Source organism: Alteromonas sp. MMG017, from assembly GCF_018100795.1.
In the GTDB taxonomy this organism is placed as follows: domain Bacteria; phylum Pseudomonadota; class Gammaproteobacteria; order Enterobacterales; family Alteromonadaceae; genus Alteromonas.
In genome coordinates, this window is record NZ_JAGJDY010000003.1 from 504,231 (window position 1) to 521,339 (window position 17,109).

Sequence of the window (17,109 nt, forward strand, 5' to 3'; positions counted from 1 at the left end):
AATAAATAACAATAAGAAACGAATAAAGGAGAAACGTCGAAAGGTAAACCTTGAAGCAGGAGATTCATTGTGGGTCATATAAATAAAAGCCTAGAATCAAATACGAAAGATGACTTAAACGTCATTGATATGCCAGCCGATCTGAAAACAGATAAAACAATATCTGATGACACTGACACCGATTCAGAAGAATTAGTGTTAAGCCAAGACGACCAACCAAAAAATCTAGATGCCACACAGTTATATCTAGGTGAAATCGGCTTCTCGCCTCTGCTCAGTGCAGAAGAAGAAGTATTTTTCGCCAGAAAGGCTCTACGTGGATGTGAAGCCTCACGCAAGCGCATGATTGTTAGTAATTTACGCCTGGTTGTGAAAATAGCGCGTCGATATAACAACCGCGGTCTTGCCCTGTTAGATCTAATCGAAGAAGGGAATCTAGGACTTATACGTGCTGTTGAAAAGTTCGATCCCGAACGGGGTTTTCGATTTTCAACGTACGCAACGTGGTGGATAAGACAAACCATTGAACGCGCAATTATGAACCAAACGCGCACTATTCGCTTGCCAATCCACGTCGTTAAAGAACTTAATGTATATTTACGCGCAGCTCGTGAGTTATCTCAGAAACTTGACCACGAACCTACTGCCGAAGAAATCGCCCTTGCCTTAGACAAACCTGTCGAAGATGTGACCAAGATGCTGCGACTTAATGAACGTATTACGTCGGTAGATACCCCAATTGGTGGCGAAAACGATAAAGCGTTGTTAGATATTCTAGCCGATGAAAAAGAATTCGGCCCTGAAGAGAACTTGCAAGACTCAGACATCAAATCAAATATTGTTGGCTGGTTGGAAGAGCTCAACCCTAAACAACGTGAAGTATTGGCAAGACGCTTTGGATTAATGGGTTATGAGCCCTCAACGCTTGAAGATGTGGGTGCTGAAATTGGTCTTACTCGTGAACGAGTTCGTCAAATTCAAGTAGAAGCACTACGTCGATTGCGAGACATTCTAGGCCACCAAGGCCTATCGTTAGAGAATTTATTTAATCAAATGAATTAATAGCGAAGTGATATGACACCATGCCGAGGCGCAGTTTGCCCTCGGCATTTTTATTTGTAGTACTACCCTCTAACCAAGCTCACGAACGTGTAGTTATGTGGGTTTTTCTCATCAGCGGTATGCGCTTCCCGGCTTATCTCTTCCCAATGATCTTGGGCTTCATAATCAGGAAACTGTGTATCACCTTCCACCGCTAGTTCGATAAATGTTAGGTGCAAAGTATCAGCCTTTTTCAAAAACGCCTGATAAATTGTCCCACCGCCAATAATCATCACCTCGTCCGACTGACTCTCTAGCGCCGAAGCATGCTCTATAGCCGCTTCAGGTGACGATACTACAGTTGCATCTGGCAAACTGTAAGCACTGTTTGTAGTGATTACAATGTTTGGTCTTCCCGGCAAAGCGCGGCCAATTGACTCATAGGTTTTACGCCCCATAATGACAGGCTTGCCCATGGTTACTTGCTTAAAATGTTTTAAATCTGCTGGCAAGTGCCAGGGCATGTCGTTATCTGCACCGATAACGCGATTATTAGCCATTGCGGCAATCATGGCAATTTTCATACTAATTTTAACCAATGCGTTGTTATTTTGCCTATGATAACTGATTAGGCCTATGGCGATAACTCTTGCGTTAGTAACAATCCAATATTCCTCACCTTTCTGGCTAAACTGTTCTTCTCATAACGCCATGCCCATTGTGTTTACCTATCTTGTTTCTGTTCACTGTTAGTTGATTGACTTAAATTACACATGCAAATAATAACAATTATCATTTGCGATTATGTTTTATATCGACTAGGGTGTATTCAGGAGGGCAAGCAAATGCAAATAACTTACTTGTGTGCAAAACACGAAGATTGGATTTACAGCAACCCGAAGCAAGCGCTTCACTTTATGGCCAGAGACGAGATGCAGGGCACGCTTTTACTGCATTGCGGCCAATACACAGAAGCCATTCCTTATTTAGGCTGCGCTTTTGATATTGCGGTTATTCTTTTAGAAGTAGATGGAGGCGAGAATGAAGCGATGAAAAGCAAAGTTAAGAGCCTAGCTGGATTACTTGAAGAAACCTATTACCACTTGAAATTGCCAGAGTATCGAAACGCTATTTTAGATAGAGCTAGCTCCGTCTTACACGCCACAGAATCGGCAATGTTGTCAGCTTTTTTGCTTAAATCTGTGCATCAATAAGTTGAAAATACTATGCATACTTATCTTGCAGCAAATCATAAACGCAACGTTAAGCAGCACGACACTAGTGACTTTAAAGCATTATTAGGTCAATGGGAGCGGCAAGTTCTTAATGCCAATAACGCATTTTCAAATAGGCAATGGCTCTCGACACTTGCGTTGTACAACCAAGCTATAGCGCTTGCCAACCAGTTAATAGCGATATCACCCTACCGCAAAGAAGCCACATTTTCGTTATTGGTGAGCTTTCACAATCTTTCCGACACCTACTTGCAGTACGCCAGTGAGGCGCCGTCTGAAGAAAGAATGGCTATTTATCACATGGCACTTGCTACTTTATCTGAAGTACAAACACGCTTTGATACGCAAGCAATGCTGTTGCCTGATAACACTGATGTGCTGCGCGCTAGGCGAATTGCACATCAACAGCGATGGTTATTATTAAAACAGCATCCCGAGTTGGAGAAGGCGCTAAATAATCCCCCCACTATCGACAATTCATTCACTGTCTTTGCTGCTACCGCAGGCAAAGTTAGTCATTAACTGATTCTATTTTCAATTAACTAGGAGTTTATATGAAAAATACGATAAACCATGTCATTTACGCCGTCGCGTCTGTGGCTGTAACCTCTTCCCCCGCCTTTGCACATGCTGGACACGATCATAACCACTGGAGCAGCCAGTTCATGCACGGGCTTTTCTATTTGTCACTTGCTGCGGTAGGTGCTGCATGCTTATTCGCAGGCTACAAGGCCTATTCTCGCAAACAATCTTCATCTAAATAGGGAAGTTATCATGCTAAACAGCTTACTTACGACGCTTCACCGTAGAAACCCCTTAACTACCGCGAGCGCTCACTGCGATATTCCATGCAAAATCTACGATCCTATTTCAGCCCAACTCGCTGCATTAAGTGTTATTCGTTTTGTTGATTTACTGAATGAGTTAAGTGAAAAAGAAAACCTTTCGTTTGCTGATCATGCCCAGTTCAGTCGCCTAATTAGCGAAAAAGAGACCCATGCAGAAAAAGTAAAACATGAAGTCAGGGTTATTTGGGGTGATTACTTCAAAGCGCCTCAATTTGAGAAATACCCAGATACTAACGAATTGGTCCACAATATTATGCTTACCGGATCGGCGTGTAAGCAGCATGTTTCACGCGAGAAAGCAGAAGCACTACTCACATTGGTGAATGAGTTCGCTGAAAGTTTCTGGGCCACTAAAGGTGTTGAAACTAAGACAGCCACGTGCCCTTATCCGCCTGCGGAACAAGTGGTATACCCTAAACTTTAATCATGCTTCGATTATTAGCGATTGAAGGAAACAGTATGCAACCCATGCTGTTTGCTGGCGACTTTATTTTAACCTGCAAGTGGCCAAAAGCGTGGCTGCAAATTGGCCATGTGGTGGTAGTTAAAAGCGATAAATATGGTGTAATTGTAAAGCGCATTACCAAAGTATGCGCTATTAAAGGCGTTATGCTGCAAGGTGATAATGCACTAGAAAGTGTGAGCACGTTGGCAATGGGCTGGATAAAGCCAAGCGACATTATTGGAAAGGTTATATTTACTTCGTCTTCGAGAAATCAGAAGCTTTTAACAAAAAACCGCTAGTTTTGGCAAACTAGCGGTTTTAATGTTGTTCAATTAGCGACGGTACTCGACTTCAACATCGTAGTCATCATCGTCCCAATCTTCATCATCGTCTAAGTCATCACTTAAATCGTCTTCGAAGTCGTCGCCTAAATCGGCGTCTTGTGCTTCTAACGTATTACGATGATAAGTATCCCACTTAAACTCAACGTCTTTCGTTTCTTCTTCTTCGATAACTTCGGTGGGAAGCGTTTCGATGAAGTTCATAATTTCTCGACAAAGCGGTTCTAAGCCAATTTTCTGGAAAGCAGATATCTGATAAATCGGGCCTTCCCAGCCAAGTTGTGCGGCAATTTCTTTACAGCGCTCGTCGGCTTCTTCTTCGAGCATCAAATCAACTTTGTTAAACACTAACCAGCGAGGCTTACTTGCAAGTTTAGGGTTGTACTTTTCAAGTTCTTCAACAATAGCTTTAGCATTTTCAGCTGGATCGCTTTCATCCACTGGCATAATGTCTACAACATGAAGCAGTATACGACAACGCTCTAAATGCTTAAGGAAACGAATTCCTAAACCTGCACCGTCAGCTGCACCTTCAATAAGCCCGGGAATGTCGGCTACTACGAAGCTGCGCTGCGCGTCTTGACGTACTACACCTAGGTTTGGCACTAGTGTAGTAAACGGGTAATCAGCCACTTTAGGTTTAGCGGCAGATACAGAACGGATAAAGGTAGATTTACCTGCATTCGGCATACCTAGCAAACCCACATCGGCCAGAAGCATTAATTCGAGTTTTAAATTACGAATTTCGCCTGGTGTACCATTGGTCTTATGACGTGGTGCACGGTTAGTACTGCTTTTGAAACGCGCATTACCTAAACCGTGAAATCCGCCTTGTGCCACTTTAAGCTGTTGCCCGTGACGAGTAAGGTCGCCAAGTACTTCACCGGTATCGCTATCGGTAGCGCGGGTTCCTACAGGAACACTTACGGTTAAATCTTTACCGCCACGGCCAATACAGTTAGCGCCTTGACCATTTTGGCCGCGCTCTGCACGGTGAAAACGCTCGAAACGATAGTCGATCAATGTATTCAGGTTTTCATCGGCAAGAAGAAAAACACTACCGCCGTCGCCCCCGTCGCCACCATCAGGGCCACCTTTGGGAACATATTTTTCCCGTCTAAAGCCAATTACGCCGTTGCCGCCGTCACCGGCTTCAACACGAATTTCAGCTTCATCTACAAATTTCATTTATCACTCCGGGCATGGTTGCCGTAGGGGTTATTTACACTCAGTATTTAACTACTAAGTTTACACCAAATTGTTATGTACTGCCCGAATACTAAAGCTCGGGTTTCCATAAAACAAAAAACCCCGCAAGCGCGGGGTTTTTCTAAGCCTGTTCGGCGAGTAGCTAAGGCGCTTACTCTGCTACGATGCTTACAAATTTACGGTTGTTCGGTCCTTTAACATCAAACTGAACTTTACCGCTTTTTAATGCAAACAACGTGTGGTCTTTACCGATACCCATGTTGTCACCAGCGTGGAAACGAGTACCACGTTGACGAACAATGATGTTACCAGCAAGAACAGATTCTCCACCAAAGCGTTTAACACCTAGGCGTTTACTCTCTGAATCACGACCGTTTTTGGTACTACCACCAGCTTTTTTATGTGCCATGTGTTCGTGCTCCTATTAAGCGTTAATGCCAGTAATTTTCACTTCCGTGAACCACTGACGGTGACCCATCTGCTTACGTGAATGCTTACGACGACGGAACTTAACGATTTTAATTTTATCGCCACGACCGTGTGTAACCACCTCAGCAGTCACCTTACCACCAGCAACGTTTGGTGTGCCGATTTTTACATCGTCACCATTGCTGACCATTAAAACTTTGTCGAATTCAACCGTGTCACCTGGGGCAACTTCGATTTTTTCTAGACGAACGGTTTGGCCTTCGGCCACACGGTGTTGTTTACCGCCACTTTGGAAAACCGCGTACATAGTTAACTCCGCTCTGCGTCACTGACGCAATCAATTCAAAAAACAGGGCGCGAATTGTACGTGAAACATCCGCAAATCACAACCCCGATTCTGATAAAAGTAGATTATTTTTCCAACATGGGTGAATTTTTGCGTGAATTCACCCAAAAATGCACGATGTCACACTTAGAAAACAACACTAAGTGAATGACAAACGGTAAAATTGAAGATGATAACCGCCAAATTCGATAAGCATTTATTGCTAAAAAAGCATGGAATGCGATATCTGTAGATGGAAAATCGAATACGATCCAATCGTGCCGATCTGATCATGAAAAACGCACCTAAAACGCGCTTTTTAATCACAATGATCAAAACGATCGAATAACAGATCCGAGATTGTAGCATTTTGATCTAGCCTGCGCAGCTAGCAAAAAGAATTTTTCTGAAAATACACATTTCAGGTCGATATTAACCGATAGCGCCTATAATAGAACATATCATTACGATGAAAGTAACGATAAGTGGTCCGTGAATTACCGTTAAATATAATAACCGTCGTTTTTTAAAAACAAATCGGCTGTTAATCGGTTCAATTCTGTCACCAATATGTTTAATTCGGTGGGCAATACGTTGAATTGGGTGGATAGTGCCGCGCATTCAGGTACAATCAGCCCCTATAATTGCCTAAGAAATAAATAAGTTTTTACGCCCATGCCGATGGATATAAATCAAATACGCGCGCTATCAAATGATGATATGCAAGCGGTTAACCAATTGATTCAACAGCAAGTCGACTCTGATGTTGCGCTTATTAATCAATTGGGATTCTACATTGTTAACAGTGGCGGTAAGCGCCTTCGCCCATTACTTACCGTGCTAAGTGCACGTGCAATGGGAATTGAAAATGCAGACCATCACACCCTCGCCGCTATTGTTGAATTTATACATACAGCGACCTTGTTGCACGATGATGTGGTTGATGAATCGACCATGCGACGCGGACGTGAAACCGCTAACGCCGTATTTGGCAATCAAGCATCGGTTTTGGTAGGTGATTTCTTATATACCCGCTCATTTCAGATGATGGTAAGTTTGAAACGCATGCGTGTGATGGACATTTTATCTGAAGCGACCAACCAAATTGCTGAGGGTGAAGTATTGCAGCTAATGAACTGCAATGATGCCTCTACCACAGAAGCACGCTATTTCGACGTAATTTACGGTAAAACCGCTCGTTTGTTTGAAGCGGCTACGCAACTGTCGGCGGTATTAACCGACCAACCAGAAAACGTAGAGCATGCCATGCAAGAATACGGCAAGCACTTAGGGACCGCCTTTCAGTTAGCCGATGATATTCTAGATTACATGGCCGACAGTGATGAAATGGGTAAGAACGCGGGCGATGATTTAGCGGAAGGAAAGCCAACACTACCTTTGCTATACGCAATGTGGAATACCGACAGTGAAGAAGATAAAGCGCTTATTCGCGATGCGATAGAGCAAAGCAACGGTTTACCTCACCTCACTCGTATTCAAAAAATCATGGAAAGCACTGGGGCATTAGATTATACCCGTTCGTGTGCCAACAACGAAGTGAAAATGGCTATTGATAGTTTGTCTATTATTCCAGATTCACCTTATAAAGAGGCATTGATTGCCCTTGCTCATATTTCGGTAGAACGCACTAGCTAGTGCGTTCGTTAGCCCCCTTCAAGCATCGCGCCCACCAGCCCCACCAAGAAGCCGAGTATAGCGCCTAGTGGCGGTAACCAATGGTTTTCCATACGAATACCTGGGGCGATGTCTTGAAATACAGAATACAAAATTCCCCCCGCAGCAAATAGCATAATGCCACTCATGATGACGGGAAAATCTGCCAAATAATAAAACCCTATCACACTCATGAGCGGCCCAAGCAAGCTCATTAGTACAAAAATCCAAATAAGCTTAGTGCTGCGGTTTTTATTCGTTGGGGTCATTTCACGATAAGCATTAAACCCTTCCGGTAAATTCTGTACCGCAATTAACACACCTAACAACATAGTACCGCCACCTAATGCAGCAGTGGTGCCTAGTGCCACAGACTCTGGCACAAAATCACTTAACATGGCGGCAAGTTGGCTGCCTGCGGTTTTCTTCTTAGCCAAATAGATATCCAACGCCATGAAGGCAAGTGCCCCGCCGATAAAGCAGCTACACGCCATTAGTACCGATACGTCTTCAATACCCTCAGGCACTAATACTAAAGCAACCGCTGAAATTAATGCGCCAGCGCCCAACGCAAGAATACCGTGTCGTAATTCTTGTTCTAACCACTTAGGGCGCAAACCTTTCATCTTAGATAATAGCGCACCAGCTGGCATGGCTAGCCCAGCTAACGTGGCCACAATAATCAAATTTACAATATCGGGGTCTTGCATGTTGGCTCCCTCTGCCTTGAGTTGTTCCGTTACTTGGCCTAACACTACTGGCAAAATGCTCAATATCCATAAAAAAAGACAGCTCGAAATTGGCTGTCTTTTTTTGCTTAGCGCATCTATAAATTTTTAAGCCTTACGCTATTAATCATAGAGTAATGCGCCGCGATGAGATCATTTTAAATTGAGGTCTCGGGTCATGTTCTCATTTTTGTCGCGGTGCACAATGATATTGTCTTCAATGCGTATTCCGCCGAATGGGCGGTAAGTATCTACAGTATCCCAGTTGATGTATTTCGACGCTGGGGTTGCTTTTAAATCTCGTAACAAGCTGTCGATAAAGTACAAACCAGGCTCAATAGTAAATACCTGACGCGCTTCAATCATGCGCGTACAGCGTAAGAATGGATGATCTTCAGGGGCAGGTTTAGGTATACCTCTGTCGTCATTGACCAAACCACCTACATCATGCACTTGTAGCCCTAAGAAGTGCCCAATGCCATGTGGGAAAAAGGTTCGTGTAATGCCCTGCTCTACAATATCTGCCGCAGGAAGATTCACAATGCCAGTGTCTTGTAGAATTTGGGCGATACCCGCATGGGCTAGCAAATGAATATCGGTATAAGCCACACTTGGCTTTAAAGAATCAACCAAAGTTAGCGTTACTTTATCAACGGCCTGAATAAGATCGGAAAACAACGTTGAGTTTTGGCTGTAAGTACGCGTGATATCGGCAGCATAGCCGTGATAATTCGCGCCTGCATCAATCAAGAATGAACGCGACTGCTTAGGCGCAGTGGTATCGCATTGCATGTAGTGCAAAATGGCTGCATGTTCGTTCAGCGCAATAATACTGGTGTAAGGCACATCGTTATCGCCTTGGCGGCACGCTGCGCTGTACGCTAAATTAATATCGAATTCGCTTTTACCTTCAATAAAGGCTTGCTCTGCCGCTTTATGCCCCGCTACCGCTAGCTTGTTTGCTTCACGCATACATTCTAGTTCGTAATCGGTTTTATACGCCCGCTGGTAATGCAAATAATGCAGCACTCTATCTGGGTTTACGTTCTCAAACCCTAGCGCTTTGGCTACTTCAATGTATTCACCAATATAAGCAAAACCGCGCTTATCGTAAGGCAGGTGCTTTTCAACAGCGTCGGCTTGTTGAAGCAGAATGATGTTAAAGCTGTCGGTCCAAAAATCTTGTGGCTCTGGCGGTACTTTGTGCCAAAAATCTTCAGGGCGGTAAAAAATAAGGGTGGGCTTATCTTCACCATTAACCACTAACCAGCAATTGGGGTTATCGATAACCGGCACCCATGCTTTAAATTGTGGGTTTACCTTAAACGGATAATGGTTGTCGTCTAAGAACAAGCGCTTGCCTTGCCCTGAATGGATGACTAACCCTTCTAGCCCTTCACGCTGAAGTGCTTCGCGAGTGCGAGATTGAAGTTCCTCGATATGTTGCTGATAGCTTGCCTGATGTTTTGACATAACACCTCATTTAAGTTTTTTGATTTGCATGGCTAATTGGTCTTCTTCAATTAGCAAGGGGTTACCAGCCATTTCAATTGCGCTGGTACCAAGCTAGCGTCGCTACTACGCGAGAAGAGAAAAATATTAGCCATTGTCGTTAAGTGCGCTTGCTCTTACGTGCGCTTATGTTTAAGGCAAAGAGTGTACCACGATAGCCGCTCGGCTTTCACCGAGCGGCTTGTATAACTAGTTATTCATCGGCGCTAGCGAGGCGCCAATTGCAAGGTTCCCGTTACAGGATGGGTGCTCACTGCACTTGAAGAAGGAATAACATCTCGAGTAAGCTGCGGAAACACATTTTTATTTTCCCCCAACTGATGCTCGTAAATATACTGATAAGCCAACACCGCTTTCACATAACTACGGGTTTCTTTGTAAGGAATATTCTCAATCCAAATATCCACAGGCAACGCTTCGCCGGCAGGTAACCATTCCAACACTTTACGCCAACCAGCGTTATACGATGCTGACACCAATACCGGATTATTATCTAGCTTATCGCCTAAATAACGCAAATATTGCACGCCGTAGTCGAGGTTATTCTCAACTTGAAACAAGGTATTTCGACTCACTTTCTCTTTAGCCAAATACTGCGCTGTACCTGGCATAAGTTGCATTAACCCTGCCGCGCCCACCGGCGATACCGCATCTACCATGAACGAACTTTCACGACGGGCAATTGCCATAGCAAACGCTTTTGATACGTCGTAGGTTTCACTCTTTTCACTGAACTGTGACTCGAACGCCAAGGGGAAGCGACGTTCAACATCGTCCCAATAACCACTTTTAGCGAAACTGATGATGGCTTGGTCGTATATCCCCCACTCGTAAGCCAACACACCGGCGTCTGTTACTTGTGAGTCGGGTAAATTCGACAATAAATAGCGCCACTCTCGACGCGCTTCGGTTGAACGTTCTAAACGGTAAAACTCCATCGCTCGTTGGGTAGCTGGGGTATTGGCAATGGCTTGCACCGCACTTTGTACCCGAGGTGCTGGCGTATGAGACAAATTTGGCTGGCTATTAATACGGGCACTGGCCATAAAGCCATAATAATTGCGCTCATTGGCTAGCTGCTGATACATCACCGTGGCCTGCATCACATTCCCTAGTTCTTCGAGGGCGCGCGCTTTCCAGTACCGGTAGTTTTCTTCTTGCTGAAGTTCAGGGCTGGCGGCATCGATGACATCCACTACACGCTGCCATTGCTTGGCGCGAAGCAAAAACGACACATGCCATAATTTCACATCATCGCTAGCACCTGCGATATCGGCCTTATCTAACCATTCATGGGCTTCAGGCAAAAAGTCGAGCGTGGCACTTAGCGCGATAGCACGCTGTATAATATGTAGTTCAGGCACGGAAAAAATGTTTTTCGGGGCATAAGTATTGTATGCCTTCATCGCCGCTTTAGGGTTTCTCCACGCCAGCTTTTCAATTCCCCAGGTTAGAATTTCAGCTTCGTTATGCTTATGCTTCATAGGAAACAGACGAGTTCGATTAACTAAACTTACATCACGTGATACCGATGACCACGCATCAGCTAAATACTGATGACTGGTGGGCAATTGGCGTTTTAAATAAGGAATAATACGGCGGTTATCTTCTTTCGCTGCAATGGCTATACGCTTAACTACTTTGTCTGGCGTCATGAGGCCATTACTTCGCCACTTTGCAAATAATGGGTCGCATTCATCGGGCTGTGATTGACCGCTATACCAAAGTGGGTCTACATCGGTTAGCACAGGTTTAGGATCGTCGGTACGTTTTAACTTGTAACCTAACGCTTGGCAGGTAAGTTTGGCCCCCATGCCATTTCGATAGCTGTCTAAAAACGCATTTTCGTGACCACGAGAGGCTAGGTAATTTAACCAGCGATAGCGCAAACCATAACTAACCGGTTGCCCCGCGTAATCCTCTAAGAATTGTTCTACTTCACGCTGGGTTTTAAGCGACATGGTACGTTCTAATCGCAAACGAAGTAGGTACGGATAAAGAGGGTAATTCGCCAACCCGTAAATTTCTGCGTCTAAATCTTCTAAACGTCTTTTCGGTAATGTACGCAGGCTCTTTTCTAACATTAAGAAGCGAGCTCGCTCATCGGCGTAGATGTCATCAGGGAATAGCGGTGAAACTTGCGCATGACTGTGTTGAAAGCAGCTTGATATAGCCACCAACGTGAAAACGTGAAACGACTTATGCACGGGTAATCGTTTTAAGCGCATTATCGCTTTTAAAAGAAAACTTATACCTACTTTATTCGACACAATGTGAACTCCTACCCCTTGTTGCATTCAAACACACCAGAGTTGGTGTAATTATAGAACGATGCTTGCTTGAAAGCCGATAAATTATCGGCGTGGCTCCATGCCACAGAAGTAAAAAAGTGCCAGCGCTGTTAGTTATACCTTACAAACATTAATGCCATGATTGTAGATTATTCTTATGCTGGATTGGCGCTTTGCGTCAATAGTGCCCATTATACAAACACTATTATTGAAATCGAGCTTGATTTTCAATGAATGGCCACCATTTTTAACAATTGAAACACTCGTTTGAATTTTTCATTGATATTTTGTTTAAGTTTAGTTAAAAAGCTAGCCACCCTAATGCATTAGTGTTGTGGTACGACCAGAATGTATGATTGGTTTATACGCTTATAGCGAATGGTTAGATTGCTTCACTAATATCCCGGCCAACGCCGAAGGAGATGATAATGATATACACAGGCAAGAGTCTATCCGTCAGTCTGTTAGATGACGGCTTTGCTGAACTGGTATTTGATGCCGAAGGTTCAGTAAACAAGTTCGATCGCCAAACCGTGACCGAGCTTGATGAAGCAACCCAAGCACTGCTTAAAGAAAGCGGTGTTAAAGGCTTAGTAGTACGCAGCGCAAAATCTGCATTTATTGTAGGTGCTGATATCACCGAATTTACCGGCTTATTCGCGATGGATGAAGCCGAAGTACTAAACTGGGTAGCAAACACATCTCAAGTGTTTGACCGCTTCGAAGATTTGCCTTTCCCTACCGTTGCTGCCATTAACGGTTTCGCACTGGGCGGCGGCTGTGAAATGACACTAGCCTGTGACCTTCGCGTTGCAGATACAACAGCTTCTATTGGCCTACCAGAAGTTAAACTAGGCATAATGCCTGGCTTTGGTGGCACAGTACGTTTACCTCGTTTGATTGGTGCTGATAACGCACTAGAGTGGATGACTACGGGTAAAGATCGCAAAGGTGCGAAAGCCCTTGCTGAAGGCGCCGTTGACGCCGTAGTTGCACCTGAGTCATTACGTGACAGCGCGCTTTCTATGCTGAAAGATGCAGTAGATGGTAAGTTTAAATGGGAAGCACGTCGTGCTCAGAAAAAAGCCCCATTACAACTGAACAAAAACGAAGCCATGATGAGCTTTTCTACGGCGCAAGCTATGGTATTTGCCCAAGCAGGTAAACACTACCCTGCTCCGCACAAAATGGTAGAAACCGTTCAAAAAGCCGCTGGCCTTGACCGCGACGGCGCACTTAAGCTTGAGAACGAAGGCTTTGTAGCCCTAACTAAAACCGATGCAGCGCAAGCGCAAATTGGTATTTTCCTAGCCGACCAGCTAGTAAAAGGTAAAGGTAAGAAACAAGCTAAAGCTGCCACAAAAGATGTAAAACTTAATGCCGTACTGGGTGCAGGTATTATGGGTGGCGGTATTGCGTATCAAAGTGCCGTTAAAGGCATGCCAGTGATAATGAAAGACATTAACACTGATGCACTAGACCTAGGCTTAAACGAAGCCGCCAATATTCTTGGTAAAGGTATGCAGCGCGGTAAAGTTGATGCCAAAACCATGGCAAAAACCCTTAACGCTATTACGCCTACCCTTGACTACAACACGCTTAAAGACGCAGACCTTGTGATTGAAGCGGTTGTTGAAAACCCGAAAGTAAAAGGCATAGTGCTTAAAGAAGTAGAAGACGTAGTGGCCGATGACGCTATCATCTGTTCTAACACCTCTACTATTTCAATTAACCAACTAGCGAAAAGCTTAGACAAGCCAGAACGCTTCTGTGGTATGCACTTCTTTAACCCAGTACACCGCATGCCATTGGTAGAAATTATTCGGGGTGAAAACACCTCGGAAGACACTATCAATGCCGTAGTGGCAACCACACTTCGCATGGGTAAAACCCCTATCGTAGTTAACGATTGCCCAGGGTTCTTAGTGAACCGCGTATTGTTCCCTTACTTTGCAGGCTTTAGTAAGTTGCTAATAGATGGCGCTGATTTTGTTGCCGTTGATAAAGTAATGGAGAAACAGTTCGGCTGGCCAATGGGCCCTGCTTACCTAATGGATGTTGTTGGTATTGATACTGGCGACCATGCTGCAGACGTTATGGCTGCGGGTATTCCAGAGCGTATGGCACGTATTGGCGACGACCCAGTAACTGTGCTTTATAAAGAAAAACGCTTAGGCCAGAAAAATGGCAAAGGCTTTTATAACTACGGTAAAGACAAGCGCGGCAAGCCTACCAAAGTGGCCGCTGAAGAAGCGTATAGCTTGCTTGCTCCTATTACTGCCGATACCAAAGACTTCGACGCGCAAGATATTATTGCACGCTTGATGATCCCTATGGCTAACGAAGCAATTCGTTGCCTAGAAGAAGGCATTGTAGGTACTGCAGCTGAAGCAGATATGGCCTTACTTTACGGTTTAGGCTTCCCTCCATTCCGCGGTGGTGTATTCCGCTGGATTGAAACAATGGGATTAGCGAACTTTGTCGAACTAGCCGACAAATACGCCAGTCTTGGCCCGATTTACCAAATTTCAGATGGCGTTCGCAAGATGGCCGCTGAAGGTAAATCTTACTTCGCTTAATTCCCAAGGAGACTAATAATGAAAGAAGTCGTAGTTATCGATTGTGTTCGTACCCCTATGGGACGCTCGAAAGCCGGTGTATTTAGAAATGTTCGTGCAGAGACGATGTCTGCCGCGCTAATGACCGCGTTACTTGAGCGCAACCCTGGTGTTGATCCAGCAGAAATTGAAGACATTATTTGGGGCTGTGTACAGCAAACCAAAGAACAAGGTTTCAACATTGCGCGTAATGCCCAGTTGCTAACCCAAATTCCACGTACCACAGGTGCAGTAACCGTTAACCGTTTATGCGGTTCTTCGATGCAAGCATTGCATGACGCTACTAGCGGTATTATGAGCGGCCGTGGCGATATATACATGATTGGTGGTGTTGAGCACATGGGCCATGTACCCATGAACTACAACATCGACTTTCATCCAGGCCTAGCTAAGTACACCGCAAAAGCATCAGGCATGATGGGCATGACCGCCGAGCTACTTGGCCGTCAAAATGGTATTAGCCGTGAAATGCAAGACGCCTTTGGTGCACGTTCGCATCAACTAGCACATAAAGCGCACCTTGAAGGCCGCTGGGCTAACGAGATTGTGCCTATTGAAGGTCACGATGCCAACGGTACGCTTAAACTGATTGATTATGATGAAGTTATTCGCCCAGAAAGCACCGCTGAAAGCATGGCGCAACTTCGCCCTGTATTCGACCCAGTAAATGGAACCGTTACTGCGGGTACATCTTCAGCGTTGTCTGACGGTGCGTCTGCTATGTTGCTTATGTCTGCCGATAAAGCGAAAGCACTAGGTTTAACACCTCGCGCTAAAATTCGTTCAATGGCAGTGGCAGGTTGTGATGCCGCGATTATGGGTTACGGCCCAGTACCGGCAACACAAAAAGCACTTAAACGTGCAGGCCTTAGCATGGACGACATTCAACTTGCTGAGTTCAACGAAGCCTTTGCAGCCCAAGCACTCTCGTGCATTAAGCAACTAGGCTGGATGGATAATCTTGATGATAAGATTAACCTTAACGGCGGCGCTATTTCACTAGGCCACCCACTAGGTTGTTCTGGTTCACGTATTTCAGGTACCTTGATTAACCTAATGGAATCGCAAGATGTAGAGCTAGGCTTAGCTACCATGTGTATTGGTTTAGGCCAAGGTATAGCTACTGTATTTGAACGTGTTTAATTAGTTAAATACGTTTTGTTGAAAGGGCCTTTGGGCCCTTTTTTGTTAATTAGCTTTAACGTTTAATGCTTTTAAAAAAATACTATTTTAAAACACGGGAAAGCGGGCTAACTACCCCCTGCGCGCCCTGTTGCAATACATGCGTGTAAATTTGGGTGGTTTTCACATCAGAATGACCAAGCTGCGTTTGCACCGTGCGGATGTCGGCCCCCGACTGTAAAAGGTGAGTAGCAAACGAATGCCGTAATGTATGCGGCGTAACCTTCTTTTTAAGCCCGCATGCATTGGCAGTATTTCTTATTGCTTTTTGTATGCTTGATTCATCAATATGATGTCGACGCACTTTTTTATTCTCGGGATCAACCGATAAACGCGCCGAGGGAAAAAGATAGTGCCAGCCTAGCTCATTAGGCGCATTTTGATATTTCACACGCAAACGATGCGGCAGATATACCCCTTGGTAATTAGGGTTATCTAAATCTGCAACAAGGTAATTTTCAACCATACTTATTTGCCGAGTAAGCCCAGGCTTGAGCTCTGCGGCTAACGTAACGACACGATGCTTTCCGCCTTTTCCGTCCCAAATTCGAATGGCGTTATAATCGAAATCGATGTCTTTCACCCGTAACCGAACCGCTTCCATTAAACGCAAACCGCTTCCATACAGCAATGAAATAGGTAACTTTAAATGAGCGGGAAGTTGAGTAAAAAGCGTGACGACTTCGTCTTGCGTAAGCACAACAGGCAGCTTGGCCTGCCTGCGGCTTGCAACGAAATCAAGATTTAAAGAAAGCGGTTTTTCTAGAATGTCTCGATATAGAAATGCCAACGCATTGAGTGCACTCGCCTGCGTGGCTGGCGCCACATTCTTTATATTCACTAAGTGAGATAGAAACAACTCTACCTCTTTATCGCCCATCTCGGCAGGATGCTTAGTATTGTGAAAGCGTATATAACTAATAATCCACCCGCTATAAAGCTGGATAGAGCGCTTGGCATAACGGCGATTTCGCATGTGTTGAACCACCATTTGCATAAACATCGACTTCATTTTTATTTTTCATATTTAACTGTAATTACATACAGCATTGCGATTTTTTGATACAACGTAAAATAAAAAGGAAGAATTCCGTACTTAAGTACAGTGTTTTCAGATACAAAGTGTAGGATATTGATATAAGTTAACTTACGTGCGAAAGTTGAAACATTATTAGCGTGATATATGGAAATTTTCCGCCTTGCATAAAGGATTTTTTCCGTACACTAAATT

Annotated in this window: 17 protein-coding genes; 9 read left to right on the forward strand and 8 right to left on the reverse strand. The window is 44.5% G+C overall.

What is annotated here, in order from left to right; translation table 11 throughout:
• Nucleotides 1-69: 69 nt before the first annotated feature.
• Nucleotides 70-1,062 carry an RNA polymerase sigma factor RpoS gene (gene rpoS, locus J8L84_RS06780; protein WP_082604976.1) on the forward strand — a complete coding sequence of 331 codons (993 nt, stop codon included), beginning with the start codon at nucleotides 70-72 and terminating at the stop codon, nucleotides 1,060-1,062.
• A 62-nt stretch (nucleotides 1,063-1,124) separates the two neighbouring features.
• On the opposite strand, the gene folA is transcribed toward rpoS, so the two are convergent.
• Complete coding sequence (gene folA / locus J8L84_RS06785) at nucleotides 1,125-1,613, reverse strand: type 3 dihydrofolate reductase (protein ID WP_211070051.1); 489 nt, start codon at nucleotides 1,611-1,613, stop codon at nucleotides 1,125-1,127.
• Between the two features lie 273 nt (nucleotides 1,614-1,886).
• On the opposite strand from folA, the gene J8L84_RS06790 reads away from it, so the two are divergent.
• Genes J8L84_RS06790 through J8L84_RS06810 form a run of 5 tightly spaced genes read left to right on the forward strand, consistent with a single transcriptional unit; the run spans nucleotide 1,887 to nucleotide 3,868 of the window.
• Complete coding sequence (locus J8L84_RS06790; RefSeq protein WP_211070012.1) at nucleotides 1,887-2,255, forward strand: hypothetical protein; 369 nt, start codon at nucleotides 1,887-1,889, stop codon at nucleotides 2,253-2,255.
• A gap of 12 nt (nucleotides 2,256-2,267) precedes the next feature.
• The gene (locus tag J8L84_RS06795; protein ID WP_211070013.1) at nucleotides 2,268-2,798 is read left to right on the forward strand and encodes a hypothetical protein; all 531 of its coding nucleotides are present in this window, start codon (nucleotides 2,268-2,270) and stop codon (nucleotides 2,796-2,798) included.
• Nucleotides 2,799-2,830: 32 nt separating this feature from the next.
• Nucleotides 2,831-3,040, forward strand: a complete 210-nt coding sequence (locus tag J8L84_RS06800; RefSeq protein ID WP_211070014.1) for a hypothetical protein — start codon at nucleotides 2,831-2,833, stop codon at nucleotides 3,038-3,040.
• Nucleotides 3,041-3,050: 10 nt separating this feature from the next.
• The gene (gene sodN / locus J8L84_RS06805; RefSeq protein WP_211070015.1) at nucleotides 3,051-3,548 is read left to right on the forward strand and encodes a superoxide dismutase, Ni; all 498 of its coding nucleotides are present in this window, start codon (nucleotides 3,051-3,053) and stop codon (nucleotides 3,546-3,548) included.
• Nucleotides 3,549-3,550: 2 nt separating this feature from the next.
• The gene (locus tag J8L84_RS06810; protein WP_282100404.1) at nucleotides 3,551-3,868 is read left to right on the forward strand and encodes a S24/S26 family peptidase; all 318 of its coding nucleotides are present in this window, start codon (nucleotides 3,551-3,553) and stop codon (nucleotides 3,866-3,868) included.
• A gap of 33 nt (nucleotides 3,869-3,901) precedes the next feature.
• Here J8L84_RS06810 and cgtA read toward each other — a convergent pair whose 3' ends face one another.
• The 3 genes from cgtA to rplU form a co-directional block, all read right to left on the reverse strand.
• Nucleotides 3,902-5,098 carry an Obg family GTPase CgtA gene (gene cgtA / locus J8L84_RS06815; protein ID WP_211070017.1) on the reverse strand — a complete coding sequence of 399 codons (1,197 nt, stop codon included), beginning with the start codon at nucleotides 5,096-5,098 and terminating at the stop codon, nucleotides 3,902-3,904.
• Between the two features lie 172 nt (nucleotides 5,099-5,270).
• A complete protein-coding gene (gene rpmA, locus J8L84_RS06820; protein WP_013785541.1) occupies nucleotides 5,271-5,528 on the reverse strand; it encodes a 50S ribosomal protein L27 in 258 nt (85 codons plus the stop codon).
• Nucleotides 5,529-5,543: 15 nt separating this feature from the next.
• Complete coding sequence (gene rplU, locus J8L84_RS06825; protein ID WP_211070018.1) at nucleotides 5,544-5,855, reverse strand: 50S ribosomal protein L21; 312 nt, start codon at nucleotides 5,853-5,855, stop codon at nucleotides 5,544-5,546.
• Nucleotides 5,856-6,554: 699 nt separating this feature from the next.
• Here rplU and ispB point away from each other — a divergent pair.
• Complete coding sequence (ispB, locus tag J8L84_RS06830; RefSeq protein ID WP_211070019.1) at nucleotides 6,555-7,529, forward strand: octaprenyl diphosphate synthase; 975 nt, start codon at nucleotides 6,555-6,557, stop codon at nucleotides 7,527-7,529.
• A gap of 8 nt (nucleotides 7,530-7,537) precedes the next feature.
• Here the strand turns inward: ispB and J8L84_RS06835 are convergent, their stop codons facing one another.
• The 3 genes from J8L84_RS06835 to J8L84_RS06845 form a co-directional block, all read right to left on the reverse strand.
• The gene (locus tag J8L84_RS06835) at nucleotides 7,538-8,257 is read right to left on the reverse strand and encodes a divalent cation transporter (protein ID WP_211070020.1); all 720 of its coding nucleotides are present in this window, start codon (nucleotides 8,255-8,257) and stop codon (nucleotides 7,538-7,540) included.
• A 171-nt stretch (nucleotides 8,258-8,428) separates the two neighbouring features.
• Nucleotides 8,429-9,748 carry a Xaa-Pro dipeptidase gene (gene pepQ / locus J8L84_RS06840; protein ID WP_211070021.1) on the reverse strand — a complete coding sequence of 440 codons (1,320 nt, stop codon included), beginning with the start codon at nucleotides 9,746-9,748 and terminating at the stop codon, nucleotides 8,429-8,431.
• 245 nt (nucleotides 9,749-9,993) lie between these two features.
• Nucleotides 9,994-12,057, reverse strand: a complete 2,064-nt coding sequence (locus tag J8L84_RS06845) for a transglycosylase SLT domain-containing protein (RefSeq protein WP_348771821.1) — start codon at nucleotides 12,055-12,057, stop codon at nucleotides 9,994-9,996.
• A gap of 449 nt (nucleotides 12,058-12,506) precedes the next feature.
• Between J8L84_RS06845 and fadB the strand changes: the two genes are divergently transcribed.
• Both fadB and fadA read left to right on the forward strand, forming a co-directional pair.
• Nucleotides 12,507-14,657, forward strand: a complete 2,151-nt coding sequence (fadB, locus tag J8L84_RS06850) for a fatty acid oxidation complex subunit alpha FadB (protein WP_211070023.1) — start codon at nucleotides 12,507-12,509, stop codon at nucleotides 14,655-14,657.
• An 18-nt stretch (nucleotides 14,658-14,675) separates the two neighbouring features.
• Complete coding sequence (fadA, locus tag J8L84_RS06855; RefSeq protein ID WP_211070024.1) at nucleotides 14,676-15,839, forward strand: acetyl-CoA C-acyltransferase FadA; 1,164 nt, start codon at nucleotides 14,676-14,678, stop codon at nucleotides 15,837-15,839.
• 82 nt (nucleotides 15,840-15,921) lie between these two features.
• On the opposite strand, the gene J8L84_RS06860 is transcribed toward fadA, so the two are convergent.
• Nucleotides 15,922-16,890 carry an integron integrase gene (locus J8L84_RS06860; RefSeq protein ID WP_211070025.1) on the reverse strand — a complete coding sequence of 323 codons (969 nt, stop codon included), beginning with the start codon at nucleotides 16,888-16,890 and terminating at the stop codon, nucleotides 15,922-15,924.
• Nucleotides 16,891-17,109 lie beyond the last annotated feature (219 nt).